This window comes from Daejeonella sp. (assembly GCF_017495225.1).
Lineage (GTDB): Bacteria > Bacteroidota > Bacteroidia > Sphingobacteriales > Sphingobacteriaceae > Daejeonella.
The window spans coordinates 61,104-79,506 of sequence record NZ_JAFEIG010000004.1 but is presented as its reverse complement, the minus strand read 5'-3'; the positions used below and the strand labels follow the sequence as shown (position 1 = coordinate 79,506).

16 protein-coding genes are annotated in these 18,403 nt (G+C 34.9%); 4 read left to right on the top strand and 12 right to left on the bottom strand.

Annotation, left to right across the window (positions count from 1 at the left end):
• Positions 1–4: 4 nt before the first annotated feature.
• The 8 genes from QZ136_RS01775 to QZ136_RS01740 all read right to left on the bottom strand — a co-directional run bounded on the left by QZ136_RS01775 (position 5) and on the right by QZ136_RS01740 (position 10,675).
• Positions 5–265, bottom strand: coding sequence for a hypothetical protein (locus tag QZ136_RS01775; protein WP_291399660.1), 261 nt, complete (start codon positions 263–265; stop codon positions 5–7).
• A gap of 4 nt (positions 266–269) precedes the next feature.
• Positions 270–2,123 carry an ABC-F family ATP-binding cassette domain-containing protein gene (locus QZ136_RS01770; protein WP_291399659.1) on the bottom strand — a complete coding sequence of 618 codons (1,854 nt, stop codon included), beginning with the start codon at positions 2,121–2,123 and terminating at the stop codon, positions 270–272.
• A complete protein-coding gene (locus tag QZ136_RS01765; RefSeq protein WP_291399657.1) occupies positions 2,120–2,776 on the bottom strand; it encodes an NAD-dependent epimerase/dehydratase family protein in 657 nt (218 codons plus the stop codon). Before QZ136_RS01765 ends, QZ136_RS01770 begins: the two co-directional genes overlap by 4 nt.
• A 137-nt stretch (positions 2,777–2,913) precedes the next feature.
• The gene (ybeY, locus tag QZ136_RS01760) at positions 2,914–3,345 is read right to left on the bottom strand and encodes an rRNA maturation RNase YbeY (protein ID WP_291399655.1); all 432 of its coding nucleotides are present in this window, start codon (positions 3,343–3,345) and stop codon (positions 2,914–2,916) included.
• A complete protein-coding gene (locus QZ136_RS01755) occupies positions 3,345–3,776 on the bottom strand; it encodes an ATP-binding protein (RefSeq protein WP_291399653.1) in 432 nt (143 codons plus the stop codon). The genes ybeY and QZ136_RS01755 overlap by 1 nt, the downstream gene beginning before the upstream one ends.
• Positions 3,773–7,090 (bottom strand): DUF4175 family protein, encoded by a 3,318-nt coding sequence (locus QZ136_RS01750; protein ID WP_291399651.1) that lies wholly within the window; start codon positions 7,088–7,090, stop codon positions 3,773–3,775. The genes QZ136_RS01755 and QZ136_RS01750 overlap by 4 nt, the downstream gene beginning before the upstream one ends.
• Before the next feature lie 92 nt (positions 7,091–7,182).
• Positions 7,183–8,043, bottom strand: a complete 861-nt coding sequence (locus tag QZ136_RS01745) for a phosphodiester glycosidase family protein (RefSeq protein ID WP_291399649.1) — start codon at positions 8,041–8,043, stop codon at positions 7,183–7,185.
• Positions 8,044–8,164: 121 nt separating this feature from the next.
• Positions 8,165–10,675: a zinc-dependent metalloprotease gene (locus QZ136_RS01740; RefSeq protein WP_291399647.1), complete on the bottom strand. Its 2,511-nt coding sequence runs from the start codon at positions 10,673–10,675 to the stop codon at positions 8,165–8,167.
• A gap of 268 nt (positions 10,676–10,943) precedes the next feature.
• On the opposite strand from QZ136_RS01740, the gene QZ136_RS01735 reads away from it, so the two are divergent.
• The 4 genes from QZ136_RS01735 (at position 10,944) to QZ136_RS01720 (ending at position 14,351) form a co-directional block, all read left to right on the top strand.
• Entirely contained in the window at positions 10,944–12,260 is a 1,317-nt protein-coding gene (locus QZ136_RS01735) for a D-alanyl-D-alanine carboxypeptidase (protein ID WP_291399645.1), read from the top strand.
• A gap of 3 nt (positions 12,261–12,263) precedes the next feature.
• The gene (locus QZ136_RS01730) at positions 12,264–12,665 is read left to right on the top strand and encodes a hypothetical protein (RefSeq protein ID WP_291399643.1); all 402 of its coding nucleotides are present in this window, start codon (positions 12,264–12,266) and stop codon (positions 12,663–12,665) included.
• A gap of 112 nt (positions 12,666–12,777) precedes the next feature.
• Positions 12,778–13,314 carry a histidine phosphatase family protein gene (locus QZ136_RS01725; RefSeq protein ID WP_291399641.1) on the top strand — a complete coding sequence of 179 codons (537 nt, stop codon included), beginning with the start codon at positions 12,778–12,780 and terminating at the stop codon, positions 13,312–13,314.
• A 14-nt stretch (positions 13,315–13,328) separates the two neighbouring features.
• A complete protein-coding gene (locus QZ136_RS01720; RefSeq protein WP_291399639.1) occupies positions 13,329–14,351 on the top strand; it encodes an aminotransferase class I/II-fold pyridoxal phosphate-dependent enzyme in 1,023 nt (340 codons plus the stop codon).
• Between the two features lie 4 nt (positions 14,352–14,355).
• Here the strand turns inward: QZ136_RS01720 and QZ136_RS01715 are convergent, their stop codons facing one another.
• From QZ136_RS01715 to QZ136_RS01700, 4 genes are all read right to left on the bottom strand, one after another.
• On the bottom strand, positions 14,356–14,940 hold the full coding sequence (locus QZ136_RS01715) for a M15 family metallopeptidase (RefSeq protein ID WP_291399637.1): 585 nt from the start codon (positions 14,938–14,940) through the stop codon (positions 14,356–14,358).
• Between the two features lie 92 nt (positions 14,941–15,032).
• Complete coding sequence (locus tag QZ136_RS01710) at positions 15,033–16,244, bottom strand: alanine dehydrogenase (RefSeq protein WP_291399635.1); 1,212 nt, start codon at positions 16,242–16,244, stop codon at positions 15,033–15,035.
• Positions 16,245–16,308: 64 nt separating this feature from the next.
• Complete coding sequence (gene tsaE, locus QZ136_RS01705) at positions 16,309–16,734, bottom strand: tRNA (adenosine(37)-N6)-threonylcarbamoyltransferase complex ATPase subunit type 1 TsaE (protein ID WP_291399633.1); 426 nt, start codon at positions 16,732–16,734, stop codon at positions 16,309–16,311.
• 21 nt (positions 16,735–16,755) lie between these two features.
• On the bottom strand, positions 16,756–18,309 hold the full coding sequence (locus QZ136_RS01700; protein WP_291399631.1) for a bifunctional response regulator/alkaline phosphatase family protein: 1,554 nt from the start codon (positions 18,307–18,309) through the stop codon (positions 16,756–16,758).
• Between the last annotated feature and the right edge of the window lie 94 nt (positions 18,310–18,403).

Genomic DNA, 18,403 nt, shown 5'->3' with positions numbered 1-18,403 from the left:
TGTTTTAATCTCCTTTTTTTACAATTGTTTCACGTGGAACATGTTTAATAAAAGAGCTTAATGCAGCTAATACCCAAACACCCTCCAATATTACAAAAGGGTAAAATGATATCAGGTAGGACGAATAGCCACAAAGTCCAGCCCCAACAATATTGAGTCCGCTATACCATTTATTATCTGTACTCATTATCTTTTTCAGGTTTAAGAAAAAGGCAATGAGTAGGAGTGTAACACCTGCTGATGCGATTATATCCGACTGACTCATATACTTATTTTATTTCTGAGAGTTCAAGCCATCTCAAGGTTTTAATATCTATCTCGTCTTTTAAAGACTGGATTTCTAATGCAATTTCTGAAAGCTTTGTGTGATCCGTAATACCTGAATTTAATTCCGTCGTTAAGGTTTCAATGTTTTTTTCAAGCACCTTTGTTTCAGACTCCAGATCATCTAATTCCTTTTGTTCTTTAAAACTAAGCTTTCTTTTTGGTGTTTCTGGCTCAGACTTTTCAATTATTGGTTTAGCTTTTACGGCTGCTTTTGGCTCATCTTGTTCTAAACGATAGTCGGTATAATTTCCAGAATAAATACGAACATTTCCATCACCTTCAAAAATAAATAACTGATCTGTTAAACGATCAATCAAATATCTATCGTGAGAAACAAGCATTAATATACCAGGGAAGTTCAGTAAAAAATCTTCCAAAACATTTAAGGTATCAATATCTAGATCGTTTGTGGGCTCATCCAATATCAGATAATTGGGGTTTTTCATGAGTACACGCATCAACTGTAGTCGCTTTTTCTCGCCACCGCTTAGCTTATTCACCATGCCATATTGTTTGGCAGGCGGGAAGAGGAAATGGGTAAGTACCTGACTTGCTGTTAGGGTTTTTCCATCAGCCATAGTAATGTATTCGGCAATATTTTTGACTACATCAATTACACGCTCGTCTTCTTTAAACTCTAGTCCACCTTGACGGTAATAACCAAACACTGTAGTTTCACCCACCTGTACGCTGCCTTTGTCAGGCTGAATGGCGCCCGTTACTATATTGAGTAGGGTAGATTTTCCTGTACCGTTTTTGCCCGCAACACCAATCCTGTCGCCTTTTTTAAAGACATAGCTGAAGTTATTTATAACCGCTTTTCCATTAAAAGCCTTTTCAATATTGTCAAGTTCCAATATTTTATTCCCTTGGCGCGCTACGTTTACACTTAATTCTAGAGAAGATTTAATCTGGCGACCTTTTGTTTTTTCTTCTAATTCATAAAAAGAATCAATTCTTGATTTCGATTTGGTAGTACGAGCCTTAGGTTGTCTGCGCATCCATTCCAATTCTTTCTTAAGGAGGTTGGAGTTTTTGCTAAATGAGGCATCTTCCGCAGCGTTTTGTTCTGCCTTTTTCTCTAAGTAATAGCTGTAATTGCCATTGAATGATTGAAGTTTTCCGCGATCAAGTTCGATAATTCGAGAAGATACATTGTCTAGGAAATAGCGATCATGCGTAACCAATAATATTGTTTTTTGTCCGCTAGTCATATAACTTTCCAACCATTCAATAGTTTCAATATCTAAGTGGTTGGTAGGCTCATCTAAAATATATACGTCTGGATCGTCAATAAGTAGTTTTGCAAGAGCCAAACGTTTTCTTTGTCCCCCAGATAATGTCACAATCTTTTGTTCAAGATTCTGAATGCCCATTCTTCCCAAAATGGTTTTTATTTCATATTCATACTCCCAAGCATTAGCATTGCTTAATTCATCCATTAGTTTATTGAGGAGCTTTTCGTCTTGAATCTCTTTACCTACGGCCTCCTCGTATTGTCTGATTAATTGTTGTTTTTCATTACCAATGGAGTAAATAAAGTCGCTGATGGTTTCCTGATTTTGAAATTGTGGATCTTGCTCTAAATAACCAATTCTGAGATCACGTTCTGTTACTACTTTCCCTAAACTAGGAGCAAGCAAACCTGATAAAATTCTCAGCAAAGTTGATTTACCTGTACCATTTATTCCTACCAATGCTACCCGGTCGCCTTTATTGAGACCAAAATAAAGGTCTTTAAATAACCAGTTATCATTAAATGAATGTCCTAATTGCTCTGTTGATAGTATGCTCACGCTAATTCTTTTATTTGTTTAGAAGGATAAGTAAAAGTCCCGGTTAGTTCTTTTATAGACTGATTCATCATTGCTTTTGCCACATCAGACGCCTTAATGCTTCTGTAATTTTCAAGTGAACCTAAAAGGATCGGGTTTAATAATTTCATGACAGGCATCATTATCTTTTCTAAGGGACGATTTTCTTGTCGTTTACCCTCTAAAAATGATGGTTGATAGATATGCAATGATGGAATATTTAGTTTTTTTAATTCATTTTCTAATTCTCCTTTGAGTTTTAGATAGGCATTTTTAGATTGGGAACTTGCACCAAGCGAGCTAACCACATGAAATTGGCTCATTCCATTTTGAAGCCCAATTTTGGCTAGATTTAATGGATACTCTAAATCAACTTTTCTGTAATTATTAGGGTCTGGAGACTTACTTTTGGTCGTTCCAAGGCAGCAATAAATTATATCTCCATTAATTTTTGATGCGTAATTATCTAACTCATCGAAATTAATTACTATTTCTTTGACTTTAGAGTTTGAAATAGAAAGCGAATTTCGCAGCAATAATGTAATTTCTGCAATCTGTTCTGAGCGAATTAAAGCCGACAATAAACTGCTGCCTATAAGTCCGCTCGCCCCAACAATTATTACTTTATACGCCATTCAATGAATAATTAAGCTGCAAAGGTACGCATATTAGCATTGGAATTAATATTACATGTTTAAACATCTAAATAAATAACAATTTAATGAAAATAGGAGGGTGTAGGGTGAGTGGAGTGATGAGTGATTTTGGCGGACTAAAAGCCTCTTTTTGAAAGGTAAAAATCTTCTTTTTGGGTCATGATTGCTTTTGCTTCTTTCCCTTTATCTGGGTATCCAAGCAGGTGTAAGGTTCCATGAATCATAACGCGCTGTAGTTCATCTTCCAGCTTTGTTTTAAAGCTTGCAGCATTCTCTTGAACGCGATCTACACTAATGAAAATATCACCTATAATGAGTCCCTCTTTATCGCTATTATCAAAAGTTATGATGTCGGTATAGGTATCGTGATTTAGGAATTGCTGATTGATGGAAAGCAGGTATTGATCACTGCAAAAGATAAAGTTTAGCTCACGTAATTTATGAGATTCATCGATAATTGTTTGCTTAATCCACTTTCTGACAAGAGCTTTATTTTTAAGGGAAAACGAAATATCTTCAGTAAAAAAGCGAATAGCTAGGTTAGACATTAAATTTTAAAATGAAGTTCCAGTTCGTTTCCTTTGGAATTAAAAATGCATTGATCAGCCAGTTTTTTTATGATGAAAATACCTCTTCCACTGAGATTTTCAAGGTTTTCTGGAGCTGTAGGATCTGGTATATTGTTAAAGTCAAAGCCGTTTCCCTCATCGGTAACGGTGAAAACCAAGCGTTTATTTTCTATTACCTCAAGGTTTATGTAAACCTTTTTTTCTGGGTTTTGGGCGTTTCCGTGTAAAATAGCATTGATAAGCGCTTCACTTAAGCAAGTAAGAACATTGGCATACACTTCATCGCTGAAATTATATTTTACATTCAGCTCATCGATAAAATTTTCCAATAGCGTAATACTGTCAATCTTTGAAGCCAATTGCAGTGTGTACAATGAAGTATTATCAGAATATTCTTTTTGGTTGATCATTTATTGCCCGAATTTAAAAATTTAAAATAATCTAACACCTTTATTTTATAAAATGAATTAAATGATGGTGAGATTGTTTTAAGTAAATCAGTCTCTTTTTCTTTGTTTTTAAGGTAATCAAGCATCAATTTCGAATTTATAGGTGCCTGATTTTTTCCCTCAGTACTTTCTCTTTTTTCTTCTTCATCGCGTTCATTTTCAGCTTTTTCGGCATCCAATAGTTTGCTCAGAATTTCTTTTTGTCTTTCTAGTGTTTCCTCTTTAATTCTCTTGTTTACGAGATCCGTCTCAGTTTGTTCCATCTCTTTTATTATTTTTTCCAAATTCCCGAGACCGCCCTGTCCATCTTTATTTTCTAATCTGTTTATTTCTTGCATAGATTGCCTAATCATTTGCTGTTCTCGGGCCATTTTAGCAAAATTTTCACTCATATTTCCTTTCTGATTGCCTTGTTTTTGCTGACCTTGCTTTTGCATTTCATCACGAGCCTTTTGCATGTTTTTATTTAATTGCTCCTGCATTTTGCTGAGTTGCGACAAACTTTGTTTCTTTTTACCCTTTCCTCCCGATTTCCCATTTTGTTGAGCTTTTTCTAATTGATCTAATACTTCAGTAAGCATTAAGGCTAAATTATTAATGGAGGTCATGGCATATTGCTGGTCGCGATTTGCTTCGGCTGTTTTACGATCAGCTAGGTTTTCAAGTGCATTTTTTACGTTTAGATTTATTATTTGGACCTCTTTATTGGCTGTTGATTGAATTTGAGGAACTCGCTTACTAAGAGAATAAAGGCTGTCTTCAATTAGTTTAAAATTGACTTGTATGTTTTTTTGTTTTTGGATTTTTAATACATAATCTGGGTTAATAGTGCTTATACCACGCAACTCTTTCATTATTTTTTCTTGTTCAAAAGAGACGCTTAATAAGTTTTCTAATAATTGCCTTAACTCACTGCTGTTTATCTTATCCTCCTGTTCCTCTTCCTCTTCTTGCATTTTTTTAAGCTTATTGGAAAGCTCTTGCATTTTAGCTCCCGCTTGTTTCTGCTCTTCTGCTGCAGCTTTTTGCTCTTTTTTGTTTAGTTTATCCAGACTTTCTTTAAGCTCTTGATTTATTTGATCTAAATCTTTTTGTGGCTCATCGAAATTGTTTTTTTCTTCTAAATCTTCATTTTTCTGACTTAATTCATTAAAATCTTTTTTTAATTCATTGAATTTTTCATTTAAGTCATTTTGCTCATTTTTGAGATTATTGAGGTCGGCATTTTTTTGTGTGCTCTTTTCGGCTAGTTTATCTTGTTCCTGCGCCAATAGACCTAGTTTTTCAATGGCTCCACTTAGTAATTGATCAAATTCAAGCTGCTTGTATAGTTCTAAAATTCTATCAAGCTCTTTTTGTAGCGATTTATTATCCATTTGAATTTTGGATAAATCCTCACGACTTTGCTCCTTCATGTTTTTTTGAAGCAGTTTTTCGATGTTTTTTAAAATTTCTTTTGTCTTCTCGTCTAGTACATTATTGAACAATTCTTCTATTTGCCTTTTTTTCTCAAGAATTTCTTCATTTTCTATTGATTTTTGGCTTAAACTATTCTCTTTGTTTTCGTTTTGTATTTCTTTTACCAGATTTTCTAAGTCATTTTGCTTTTCCAACAGCTTTTCAAATTGTTTTTTCTCTTCATAGCCCAGCTTGCTTTTGTTGAGAAGTTCTTGGTTTAGCTTTTTGCTTTCTTTTTCGAGTTCTTTAGCCTTTTTAATGGCCTCCTCCATTTTGTCTTTGATTTTTTCTGATTTTGCTTCAAGAATCCGATCGATGTCTTTTTGAGAAGGAACTTTTAATTTTTTACTAATAGTTTTACTTGATTTAGGTCCATTAACCCCATCATTATCAAACACTTCGAAATAATATTCAATTTCATCACCTAAAATTGCTGATATATCCCATGCATGGATAAAACTGCTCTGATTGGAGTTCTTATCAAATTCGATAGTTTTTGTGATCTCTTTAGCTTTTTTATTTGGATCTAGAACTCGGTAATTGAATGTAAGCTTCGAAATACCGTGATCATCGCTAATCTGGCCGGTAAAGTATAAAACCTGTTTATTGATAGAATCTTGACTTTCACTAAGCTCAATTTGAGGTAAAAGATCCGGAATTACTTGAATTTGATAGTTTACCGATTGGCTTGAATTAATTCCGCTTTTGCCTGGACTTACACGATAAGTAGAGCTCTTTAATGCTTGGTAACTGAATTTAAATAGATTAGAATTAGTCTGGCTAATCCGATATTTTTTTGTATTTATTTGAATATCAATTAGATCACTATTTTCAGCATTAAACTTCCAATTTATTTTTGAACCCTCAGGAACCAATAAATCGCCTGAGTTTTTTAAATTCTCACTTTTCTTTTGGAGGTACTTAGGGTATTCGATAAAAACGTCAAAGTTTAAAATACTTGGTTTCGTTTTTACTTCAAGAGAATACTCATCCGATTTAAAATTACCTGCACTTAGTCTGAATTTTTGGTTTTTTTGAACATTCTTAAAGGTATAATTGAAACGAATAGTGTTTTCTCGCTTTAGCTTAAAGCTATTCTGGCCGCTTTCAAGGTATAATTCGGCTGGTATTTGATTGCCCACCATTTTAACTAGCACAGTAAAATCACTTCCTTGTTCTGCGGAAAGGCTTTCGTTTAAAATTTTAAATTCAAAGGGCGCCTTTTCAATAAATTGCTGGTCATAGTTGATTAAACGGGTGGTGCTATCGCTTAAAATGCTTGGTGCTGCAAAAAACAGGAATATCAGAACAGCTAAAGGGCCGAGCACAAACTTAAAGTATTTGATATTATCATTTAAGGTAATTGCAGATGTGAAGGGAATTGGCTTTAGTTCTGCAATTTTTTGATTAACGCTGGCATCAATTAATTGGCGCTGCTCGGGGTTTGAATCGTAAAGTTTTTTTAGTTGGAGGGTATTGAGAAGCTTATCTTTTATGGGTGCAAAATGTTGTCCGATAATGTTTGATGCTTGTTCATGCGATATAGTATTACCCAGTCTGAAATAAGACAATATTGGGATCAAAATATATCCTGCCAATACCCAAAGATTGATTAGAATAAATGAGTAGTATAAAAAAGCTCTTATAATTGAGTCAAAGCGTGCGAAATGCTCTGCGGTTATTATAAAGATAAAAGCGATTAAAGCCGAAGCAAAAAGAAATAAAAGTCCTTTTAAGATCTTATTGAGGTAATATTTCCGAATAAAACCATCAATTTTAGCTAATAGATAGATATAATTTTCTTCGGAAGCATTCATTGATAATCTAGTCTTAAAAGAATTAGAGGTTTATTTTTCTACAATCCTTAAATATAAGAATGGCTTATTTAAGTTTTCTTACAAATTTAGACTCATTTTTTCTTTAGGAGGAGCACATTTGCGACTTTTCTTTGTCCCTCATGATCCCATTTTCTATTGTCTGTGGGATAGTTTACGATCCCATTTTCACCCCAATTATTTATCCAAAGAGCGGTAGAACCACCACCATCAAGGTTTATAGCATCATCGGCATGAAGCCAGCGCATCAACTTACTTAATTCAAATAAACTCATACCACCCGAATTGGCATTGCGTCCATCCACTGTAATTAATAAAACTTTATTGTTTTTTGTGATGGCTACAGCGGTTCTTGGATGTCTGGTTTTGTTGAAGACATTTGCGGTGTCTAATTTTTCTTCGCTTTGGTTCAAAATTAATAGGGGTCCGCTAACCATGATATCATCAGCCACGAGTGTTTTTTCCCAATCAGCTTTCCCGTCCCACTTTGCTATACTTAATTTACCTTCTTGAAACAATAGAGCTGATTTTTGGTGATTGGCTCTTTTCCCATTTTTTGAAAGTCGGTTTTCGTTAATTATCTCACCATTTGATTTAATATAATCAACCGAACCCCCATTGGCAATATCAAAAAAAGTACCATTTAGGGCAGCTATAGCATTTGCTTGTTTTCCAAAATCCCCTGTTGTAATTAGCTTTTTAGCATCAAAACCAAGGTCAAACACATATTTCCCCTTTCTGTTTACTTCCAAAACACTTACGTTTTGATTGGAATTGAATAAGGTGTTTTGAAACCAGAAGGTTTTTAATATAATGCCCTTAGTGATTTTTTCTTTAGTCCATTGAGCATTTATAACAGCAAGCGAATCACTTTGCGCAAATAAACTAATTGAAATAAAAATCGAAAACACTGAGCTTAAGAAAAATGCTTTCATAGATTAAAATATGATACTAATATATTGATAATGAACGGGATTTATTCTAGCTTTTTTAAAACAGTAAAAACAAAAAAGCCCCGAATCTTTTCAGAAACGGGGCTTTTAAAATTGATTTTAATTATTTCTTTGGATTCAATGCTTCGTCGATACGAACAAGCACATCATCTAAGTGTGATTTAATTACTGGGTTAGAATATTTAGCTAGAGAAGATCTAACTTGAGCTGCCAAAGTTTTCAATTCTTGACGTGCCATTGGGCGAATATCTGATTGAGAAACATCAATTTGTGGACCAGCCATAGCGGCAAATTGTGCTGGTATTTGAGCCTCGTTTTCATTTAAGAGATAAGACATTCTTTCAATGTACGCTCTTTGTAAATTACGACGATAAGTATCCACATTTGCACCCGTATTTAGCTCAGTCCAGATACCGTTTCTAAGATCAGAGAACAATTCTGGCATTGAATAAGCATTGGTACCATTTTTCACAGAGTTATCTATAACTCTGCTAAGGCGAGAAAAATCAAGTATTCCGTTAAGAACACCAACTTGAGTTCTTCTTAAACGATCAACTATCCCAGCATTATCAAATTTATTTAAAACATTCTGGTCAAGCATCCAATTAGGTGTTGCGAAGGCTTGATCATTAATAAACTTAACAGCGGTTTTTTGCTTCAATTTTTCAACGTGCGTGTACACAGGCCCTTTTTGCTCATAAGTTTTATCATTCTCATAGATACCACCAATATTAGAGCGTACATGTCCCATATAGCGGTTCCACTGACCTAAAACTTCACCATAAAGCTCTCTAAGGTTATCATATGGTTTGCCCTCTTCATAAGTCCACTTTTCAATATTAGGCAGGATACGCTTTAAATTAGCAATACCATATTGAGAAGCTTTTACGGCATCATCTCCAAGATCTTCCGATTGAGAACGTGGATCAATAGGATTTCCAGTTTGTTGACCGTAGAAATAATTAGGATTTCCAGCTCTTTCGATAGTCCACTTATTTAGTGTTTTAGCTTCCTCTTCTGGAGTTTGATTATCAAACCAAGTATATCCCCATTTGATAGCCCATTTATCGTACTCACCCACTCCAGGATATAGAACAACACCCTCATCACCCGGTTGAGCGATATAGTTAAAACGAGCATAATCCATGATTGATGGTGCAGTACCGCCCATTCTCTTAGTGAATGCTGCAGAACGTAAAGAATCAACAGGGTAAGCAACACTTGAACCGAAATTGTGAGGTAAACCCAATGTATGTCCAACCTCATGAGAAGAAACGAAACGGATTAATTGACCCATTACTTCATCCTTAAACTTAGGAGTACGAGCATCAGGGTTGATAGCTGCAGTTTGAACAAAGAACCAATTACGAACAAGGTTCATTACGTTGTGGTACCAACCAATGTCTGATTCCATAATTTCGCCAGAGCGTGGATCAGAAATATGTGGACCATAAGCATTTGCAATATTAGATGCAAAATAACGAATTACCGAGTAACGAGCATCTTCAGGCGACCAATCAGGATCGTCTGTTGGTGGTTCAAGAGCTGTAATTGCATTTTTGAAACCAGCCGCTTCAAATGCTGCATTCCAATCTTTTACTCCGGCAATTAGGTATGGTCTCCATTTTACTGGAGTTGCTGGATCGATATAGTAAACGATTTGTTTTTTAGGCTCAACCAATTCGCCGCGCTTGTATGCTTCAGGATCTTTTGGCTCTAATCTCCAACGGTGTACATATCTAGTAACCTGTGCTTTTTGAGCATCAAGTCCGTAATCGGTCTGACTTTGACCAAAGAATCCAACTCTATCATCCGAGAAACGAGCTTTATATGGCACTTTAGGTAAAAGAAGCATAGAATTATGAATCTCAACCGTCATAGAACCAATTGATTTATCACCAGGAGCATCAGAAGCACGATAAGTTTTTAAAGAACGTACTTCGATATTAATTGGGAAAGATTTGATGGTGTCAATATAGCTACGTGCCTCATCCATTGTGCTGATTTTGTACTGAGTACGAACACCTTGAGGAAGACCTAATGACTGTACATCTTTTGAGAAAAGTTCTGTAACATCGATTACAACTGAACTCGAATCTTTATTGATTGCCTTGATATCAAATGCTGATAAAACTGCTTCAAGATTAGAGTTTTTTACCGATTCAAACATATCTGATTTTTCATCAGCAATGTTTCTGTAAGATGGGATTCTGATAAAAACTTGTTTATCACGTTTTTGCCATTTCCAAATCTGCTCATTTAATTCCTCACCACCATAAGTTCCATCTACGGTTGGGGTTTTTGCATAGCGAGTAACCACCAACATTTCACGGTTAAACAATGAATCAGGTATTTCATAGAAATATTTTCCATCCAAGCGGTGAACTTTAAATAGTCCATTGTCGGTCTTAGCCTTGTCGGTTATTACCTCTTTGTATGGTTTTATACCACTCGTACTCGGTTTTGCCGGAGGCGCCGGAGTAGTTGTTTTGGCGGGGTCCTGAGCCGGAGCTCCACCATTTCTGCGATCTTGGCCGTTTGCATCATTTAAGCCAATTGCAATTACCAGCGCTGCTACTGCAGCAACTCGTAGGTTGCGGTAGTTTTTTGTCATAGTTAATTTATATAATGGTTTAGGTTTTAGTATTCTACAAATTTAAAATTAGAACTGACTTTTGAGCATTTTTTATTTATCTATCATAATAAAATTACAATATATGAAGCTTTTGTTTTGCTAATTAAGTAGAAAAACTTTGTTATTAGACCAATAAGCATCGTAATTGGTAATTCTGTGATTTATAAGAATTTCGCTCATAAGCTTATAATTCTTTACTATTTTTATAAAAGTGAACATTCATTGTTAAATATTTAAAAATAAGCTAATGAAAATTAAAATGTTAATCTGGGCGCTAATTACTCTTTTAAGTATTGAGTATTTAGCCGCTAAAAACATTCCCCCACGTAAAATTCTTAAAATGTTTAAGAATTCAGAAGTGCTTAAGCAACAGTTTACTGGCTTTGCCCTTTATGATCTAGAAAAGCGTAAGATGCTAGTTGAACTTAACAGTGATAAATATTTTACTCCAGCATCAAACACTAAACTTTTTACATTTTATGCTGGATTAAAACTTCTTAAAGATTCTATAGCGGGATTGCATTATGTAGAACGTGGCGACTCATTAATTTTTTGGGGTACAGCAGATCCTTCTTTTCTAAACAGGGAACTAAGGGAGCAAAGGGTTTTGAAAAACCTAAGTTCTTCAAAGAAAAAACTTTATTGGTCAAATGGTTTATATAATGGTGATTTTTATGGAATGGGTTGGTCTTATGATGATTATAACGATTATTATCAGCCCGAAATATCTGAACTTCCTATTTATGGAAACGTTGTCTTCTTCAGTAAAAAGAATAATGCATTAAGTACTTATCCGGAGATTGTTAATGGCGGACAAATTACTCTTCAAACAGAAAAGACAAGTTCCTCTACTCGTTTCAGAATTCGTCGTAATTTATTCAACAACGAGTTTCATATACCCAATTCCGCTATTCCATCTAATTTTAATCAAACTGTACCATTTAAAGTATCGGACCAAGTGGTGAGTGAATTATTGAAACAAAGCTTTCCTAATTTTTCGGGAATCACTTCACAAAAAAAACCATTGGATGCTAAAACATGGTATAGTGTACCATCAGATACTCTTTTCCGTGCGATGCTTTTGCCTAGTGATAATTTTATTGCCGAACATATTTTGTTAAACATTGCAGCTACAAAGGGGATGGAAATGAATACATCTCTTGTTATAGACCATGTTACAAAAAACTATCTTTCAGATTTGCCAGATAAAGCACTTTGGGTAGATGGATCTGGACTGTCTCGTCAAAATCTCTTTACCCCACGCACAATGGTTAAGCTTTGTGAAAAGATATATGATGAGGTTTCGGATGAAGAAAGATTATTTGATTTATTGCCCCAAGGTGGCAAAACGGGTACCCTTAAAAATATCTATAAATCGGATAAGCCTTATGTTTTTGCCAAAACAGGAAGTCTGTCAAATAACCATAACCAGAGTGGTTACCTTATTAGTCGCAAAGGAAAAAAATATATTTTTTCGTTTATGAATAACAATTTTACTGAGCCGACAGCCGTTATTAGAGCAGAAATGGAAAAAATAATTAATACAATCAATCAAAATTATTAAAAAATGAAAAAAACCATCGGTTTGTTTTTGGTTCTAGGCTTCTTAATGCTTTCTTGTTCAGACTCTGTTGAGTGTGAAGATATTGTGTGCACAAAAGAATTTCGTACTGTAAGTCTTAGGTTTGTTGATGCTAATGGTAATCCGCAAATAGTAAAAGATTTTACCGTTATAAATAAGCGAACAGGCGAAACAATGACCCCTTTAAATGATATGGCTAACCAGGGTCTTTATATAGTAGCCAGCGATTCTGATAAAACAAAACTCTCAGAGAAAGGAGATAATGTGCAGGTTACAGCTACCAATTCGAAAACAAATGTTAAAATACAAGCAGATTTTGTATTAAGCGGAGGTTTATGCGCTTGTCATATCAATAAAATTTCTGGTCCCGATACCATACAACTTTAAAAATTATATGGATTTTAAATAGTTTAGATAATTGGTCTATTTAAACCATTGAGCTATATTTGATTCTGGGCTTGCCACAGTATTGAGTATAGCTCATTTATTTTAGTACAAAATGAAAAAGACCATTCTTATTTTAATCCTTACAATTATAAGTTATGCTTGTAGTAATGCGCTACCAAGTACCACAACTATTTACATTGTGAGACATGCCGAGAAGGATATAAGTGACCCTAAAAACCAAGATCCCGAATTAAATGATATGGGTAGAGAAAGGGCTAAAGATTTAAATGAAAAATTAAAGAATCAACAAATTGATGCTGTATTTTCATCAAAATTTAAACGTACTAAGCAAACAGGTGCTGCTGTTGCAGAACGCAATGGACTTAGTATTATAGAGTATGATGCTCATAATTATAAGGCCATATCTGAACTTGTAAAAACAAAGTATAAAAACAAAAAGGTTTTGATCATAGGCCATTCAAATACGGTGCTTGAACTTATTGAATCATTTGGTGCTACTCGTCCTTTAGCCGCTTTAACGGATGACGATTATGATTTTTTCTTCGAAGTAAAAATTGACCATATGGCAAAGGTTGCATTGAGAACCAAGCAATATGGATCACCTCATCGTAGTTCACAAATTAAATAAGGAGGCAAATAAAAATGGCTCCTGCTAATCAGATTGATTTGTTTTTTGGTGGTACCGCTTACCTTGGGATGCCATTTAATGAAAGTTTCAGAAAACTGGTTTTTAAGGGTATGGAGATTTATGGTATAAACCATGGAGCTTCGCGGAATAATAACATCACCCTTGATATATTTTCTAAAGCAGAGGCGGTGGCTGCCAAAAGGTTTTTATCAGACGATTCTATAATTGTTTCAAGTGGATATTTAGCTGCTCAATTGGTGATCCAACATTACTATGCTAGTCACCAATTTATTTATGCACCCGACTCACATCCGGCTTTACATATTGGAATTCCTTCAATTCCTAAGATAAATTATGCTGATTGGGTAGAACAAACCGTCAAAAAGATAAACCAGTCGAAAAGTCCCACACTAATCATAACTAACGCTTTAAATAACCTAGAACCGCAAATTTACGATTTTTCATGGATTTCGCGAATTGAAGAATCTTGTTCAGTTGTGATTTTAGTCGACGATTCACACGCACTTGGGATAATTGGTGAGCAGGGTGAAGGCACTTATTCTAAAATACCGGATCTTCCCAATATTCAGAAGATAGTTATCTCTTCGATGGCAAAGGCATTTGGACTGGATGCGGGTTTAATTCTTGCTAATTCGTCTATCATTAAATCGCTTCGAGGCTCAGCAATTTATGCTGGAAGCTCGCCACCCTCACCAGGAATTCTTTATGCATTTGTTCATTCAGAAGAAAACCATCACCAAGAACTTAGTAAGCTAAGAACAAACATCAATTATTTTATAGAATTACTACATTCTGAAAAGGGCTTATTTTTTATTAAAGATTTCCCTGTTATTCTTATAAATGATGAGGCATTGGCTGAAGGTTTATTAAATAGGGGGATTAAATTCTCTTCTTTTCCTTATCCAGACCCTCAGGGAAAAAAGCTCAATAGAATAGTGCTAAATAGCGCTCATAAAAAAGAAGAAATTGAAACATTAGTCAATTTGGTTAATGAGCTAAATGGAAGAGTATCTTAATTATTTAGAGATCCTCAAAAGGAATATCCATTAGTTCGAAATTTTTCCAACCATTAAAATCAAAATGCCACCATTCATTGTTTAAAACCTTAAATCCATTTTTTTCCATGGTGTTTATGAGCAATGCTCTGTTTTTTAATACCTGTTCAGATAGTTTGTCAAAGTTTGCAGCAGCTTCTGGGGCGAAGCTATCATAAGGAGTAGGCATTTCAAGCTCTTTTCCTGTTTTTAAATTTATTAAAGTGAGATCAATGGCACAACCTCGGTTATGTCTTGAACCATCTTTGGGGTTGGCAACAAAACTTTTATCGCTTGCTAGTTCATAAAACTTAACGGTTACACTATATGGGCGGTACCCATCGAATATTTTTAAGCCAATTCCCGATTTATTTAGCTCATTTTGCACATTTCTAAGCGCTTCAACTACTGGAAGTCGCGCAAATGCCTTAGCTTGTTTATAAACCGCAATTTTTGCGAAATTGTTTTTTGTAGCATAGCGGATATCCAATTTGATATTGGGTATCCATTTCTTTATTTCTACAAGCTCTTTGTTTTTATCAGATTTTACTGATGATTGATATGCATGCATATCATTTATAATTAGCAGCTGGGACGCTTTATTTTGTTGTGCTCTCGCTCCAATTGTTAAAATTAGAAGGGAAAATAAAATGAACTTGCGCATTATCTTTGAGATACAATTAAAAGATCAAGGTCTTTCATGGGAATATTAAAACGTTCGGAAAGATCTTTATTCGTTAATTTTCCTTGATAAAGATAAATGGCATTTCTGATTCCGGGTCTATCCCAAATCAGATTCATCATGCCTCCCATTTCACCAATATCAAGAATGATGGGTGTAAAAATATTAGTTAAGGCGTAACTAGCTGTTCTTGAAACGCGCGAAGCAATATTGGGAACACAATAGTGAATTACATCATGTTTCCTAAATGTTGGAACTTTATGATTGGTGATTCTGGAGGTTTCAAAACATCCACCCTGATCGATGCTAACATCAATAATTACCGAGTTGGGTTTCATTTTACTTACCGTTTCTTCTGACACGATACAAGGGCTTCTACCATGCTCTGCACGAATTGCACCGATGGCTACATCACCGCACCAAAGCGCTTTTTCAAGAACGGCAGGCTGAATAACTGAAGTAAAAACGCGGCTGCCAATATTGTTTTGTAATCTACGTAGCTTATAAAGAGAACTATCAAAAACTTTTACTTCGGCACCTAGTGCAAGTGCTGTTCTTGTGGCATATTCGCCAACTGTGCCAGCACCTAAAACAACTATTTCTGTTGGAGGAACACCCGTGATGCCACCCAACATTAGGCCCTTCCCTTCAAAAACATTGCTTAGGTATTCGGCAGCAATTAATACGGAAGTTGCCCCAACAATTTCGCTCATTGCTCTTACTACGCTTAATACATTGCCCTCATCTCTGAGGTATTCAAATGATAGAGCCGTAATATTTTTCTTCATTAATGACTGCAGATAATCCACCTTGGTGGTCGACATTTGAATGGCTGAGAACAAGACCTGACCCATTTTCATCATAGCAATCTCGTCATCAGTTGGAGGAGCTATTTTAATGATGATGTCAGATTTAAACACCTCTTTTTTATCGTAGGTAATTTTCGCGCCTTGTTCGCTAAAGTGATTATCAGGAAAATTTGCCGCTAAACCAGCACCCGATTCAATCACAACTTCATGTCCATTTTGAACCAGCAACCCTACAGACAATGGAGTAAGTGCAATTCTATTTTCTTGAAATGATGTTTCCTTTGGAATACCAATATGGAGGCTGTTTTTTTTGTTTTTCACTTCCAACATCGCCTCTTGCGGACGCATCATAGCTTGTCTTGCAATGTCTGACAATTCACTCATTGTTCTGTTTTTTAATAAGGTTTAGGAAGATACGAATTTTTTGAAAATTCGCCTAGGTTCAAAATCAAGATTCTGAATATTTTTGAGCAAATATTTTTCGAATTCCACTTTCGGTTTCAATTATTTTTATTTCTAAAAAGCTATCTGGCCATAAATTGGGAATCATTTCCGGCCATTCAATAAAACAATAATCGCCCGATGTAAGGTATTCTTCAAATCCGAGATCAAAAGCTTCTGATTCATTTTTAATACGAAAGAAGTCGAAATGAAAAATTCTCCCCTCGTGGAAAACATATTCATTAACTAGTGAGTAGGTTGGACTGCTTACGTTTTCAAGCATTCCCAATTGTAAGCATAAAGATTTAATCAATGTTGTTTTTCCGGCACCCATTTCCCCTTGAAACAAGAATATTTTTTCATTTTCAGCGAATTTGAGTAGCGACTCTGCCGCATCCTTAAGTTTATTTTCGTTTTCAACTAGAATTTCCATAGCTCAAAAATACAGGAAGAATTATTTAGGACTATAAGTTACAAAAGGAACAATCATCTCCTCCATCGAGATGCCACCATGCTGGAAAGTCTCATTAAAGTAATTTACAAAATGATTGTAATTGTTCGGATAAACAAAATAGCCATCTTCTTTTGCAAAAATAAAGCTTGAGCTCATGTGCAATTTGGGAAGCATCGCCTCATGTGGGTTTTTAATATGGAAAACCTCTTTCGGATTATAACTCAGATTTTTACCCTGTTTATAACGCAAATTTGAATTGGTATTTCTATCTCCAACCACTTTACTTGGATGTTTAACCCGAATGGTACCATGGTCGGTAGTGATGATAAGTTTTATGTTTTTTTGAGATAGTTTTTTTAATAGTTCGAGAAGTGGTGAATGCTCAAACCAAGAGAGCGTTAATGAGCGATATGCTGCTTCATCATTGGCTAACTCCCTAATCATCGCCATATCTGTACGTGCATGAGATAACATATCCACAAAATTGTAAACGATCACATTAAGATCATTTGCCATTAGATTGTTGATGTTTTCACTAATGCTTTTACCCTGTTCAAAGGTTAAAATCTTATTATAAGAATACTTACAGTCTTTGCGCATTACCCTTTGAATTTGATCGGCAAGAAACTTTTCTTCAAATAGGTTTTTTCCACCCTCGTCTTCATCATTTTGCCACATTTCTGGAAAGCGGCGTTCCATTTCTAAGGGTGTTAATCCAGAAAAAATGGCGTTTCTAGCATATTGAGTGGCAGTTGGTAAAATACTGTAATAGGTATCTTCCTCTTCCACACGATAATAATCTACCAAAATGGAATTAATCATTTTCCATTGATCGTATCTTAAATTATCAATTAAAATGAAAAATGTTGGTTTTTTTGGCTCCATGGCCGGAAAAACCTTTTTGGTAAATAATTGGTTGGAGGTAATGGGGCCAGATGAAGGATCCTTCATCCACTTTAAATAGTTTTTTTCAATAAACTTCGAAAATTGAACATTAGCCTCTGATTTTTGCACGGTTAATATTTCGTGCATTCCTTCGTCTTCTAATTTTTCTAGAGATAATTCCCAGTAAACCAATTTTTTGTAAAAATCTATCCATTCCGAAAAATTAAGATTTTCATTAATGGTCATTCCCAATGTTCTAAAATCTTGACGATAAGCCATGGATGTTTTTTCACTCACTAGGCGCTTATTATCAATTAGCTTTTTTATAGTCAGAAGAATTTGCTTGGGATTAACCGGTTTAATTAGGTAATCATCAATTTTAAATCCGATGGCATCCTCCATCATATATTCCTCTTCATTTTTTGTGATGAGCACAATTGGAATATCTGGATCTATTGTTTTTATTTTGGCTAGAGTTTCAAGTCCGGTTAAGCCCGGCATATTCTCATCTAAAAAAACTAAATCAAAATTCTCCTTTTTGAAACAGTCGAGCGCATCATTTCCATTAGTTACAGTCTTTATTTTGTAACCCTTTTCGTTCAGAAATAGTATATGTGGTTTTAAAAGGTCGATCTCATCGTCGGCCCATAATATTGTTGTTTCCTGCATTTCACAGTAAAATTAGCAAATATTAGACCATTGAGATTAATTTAACGTTCAATTGTCATTAAAAATAACAATTTTTGTAAATAAGGTTTGAAAC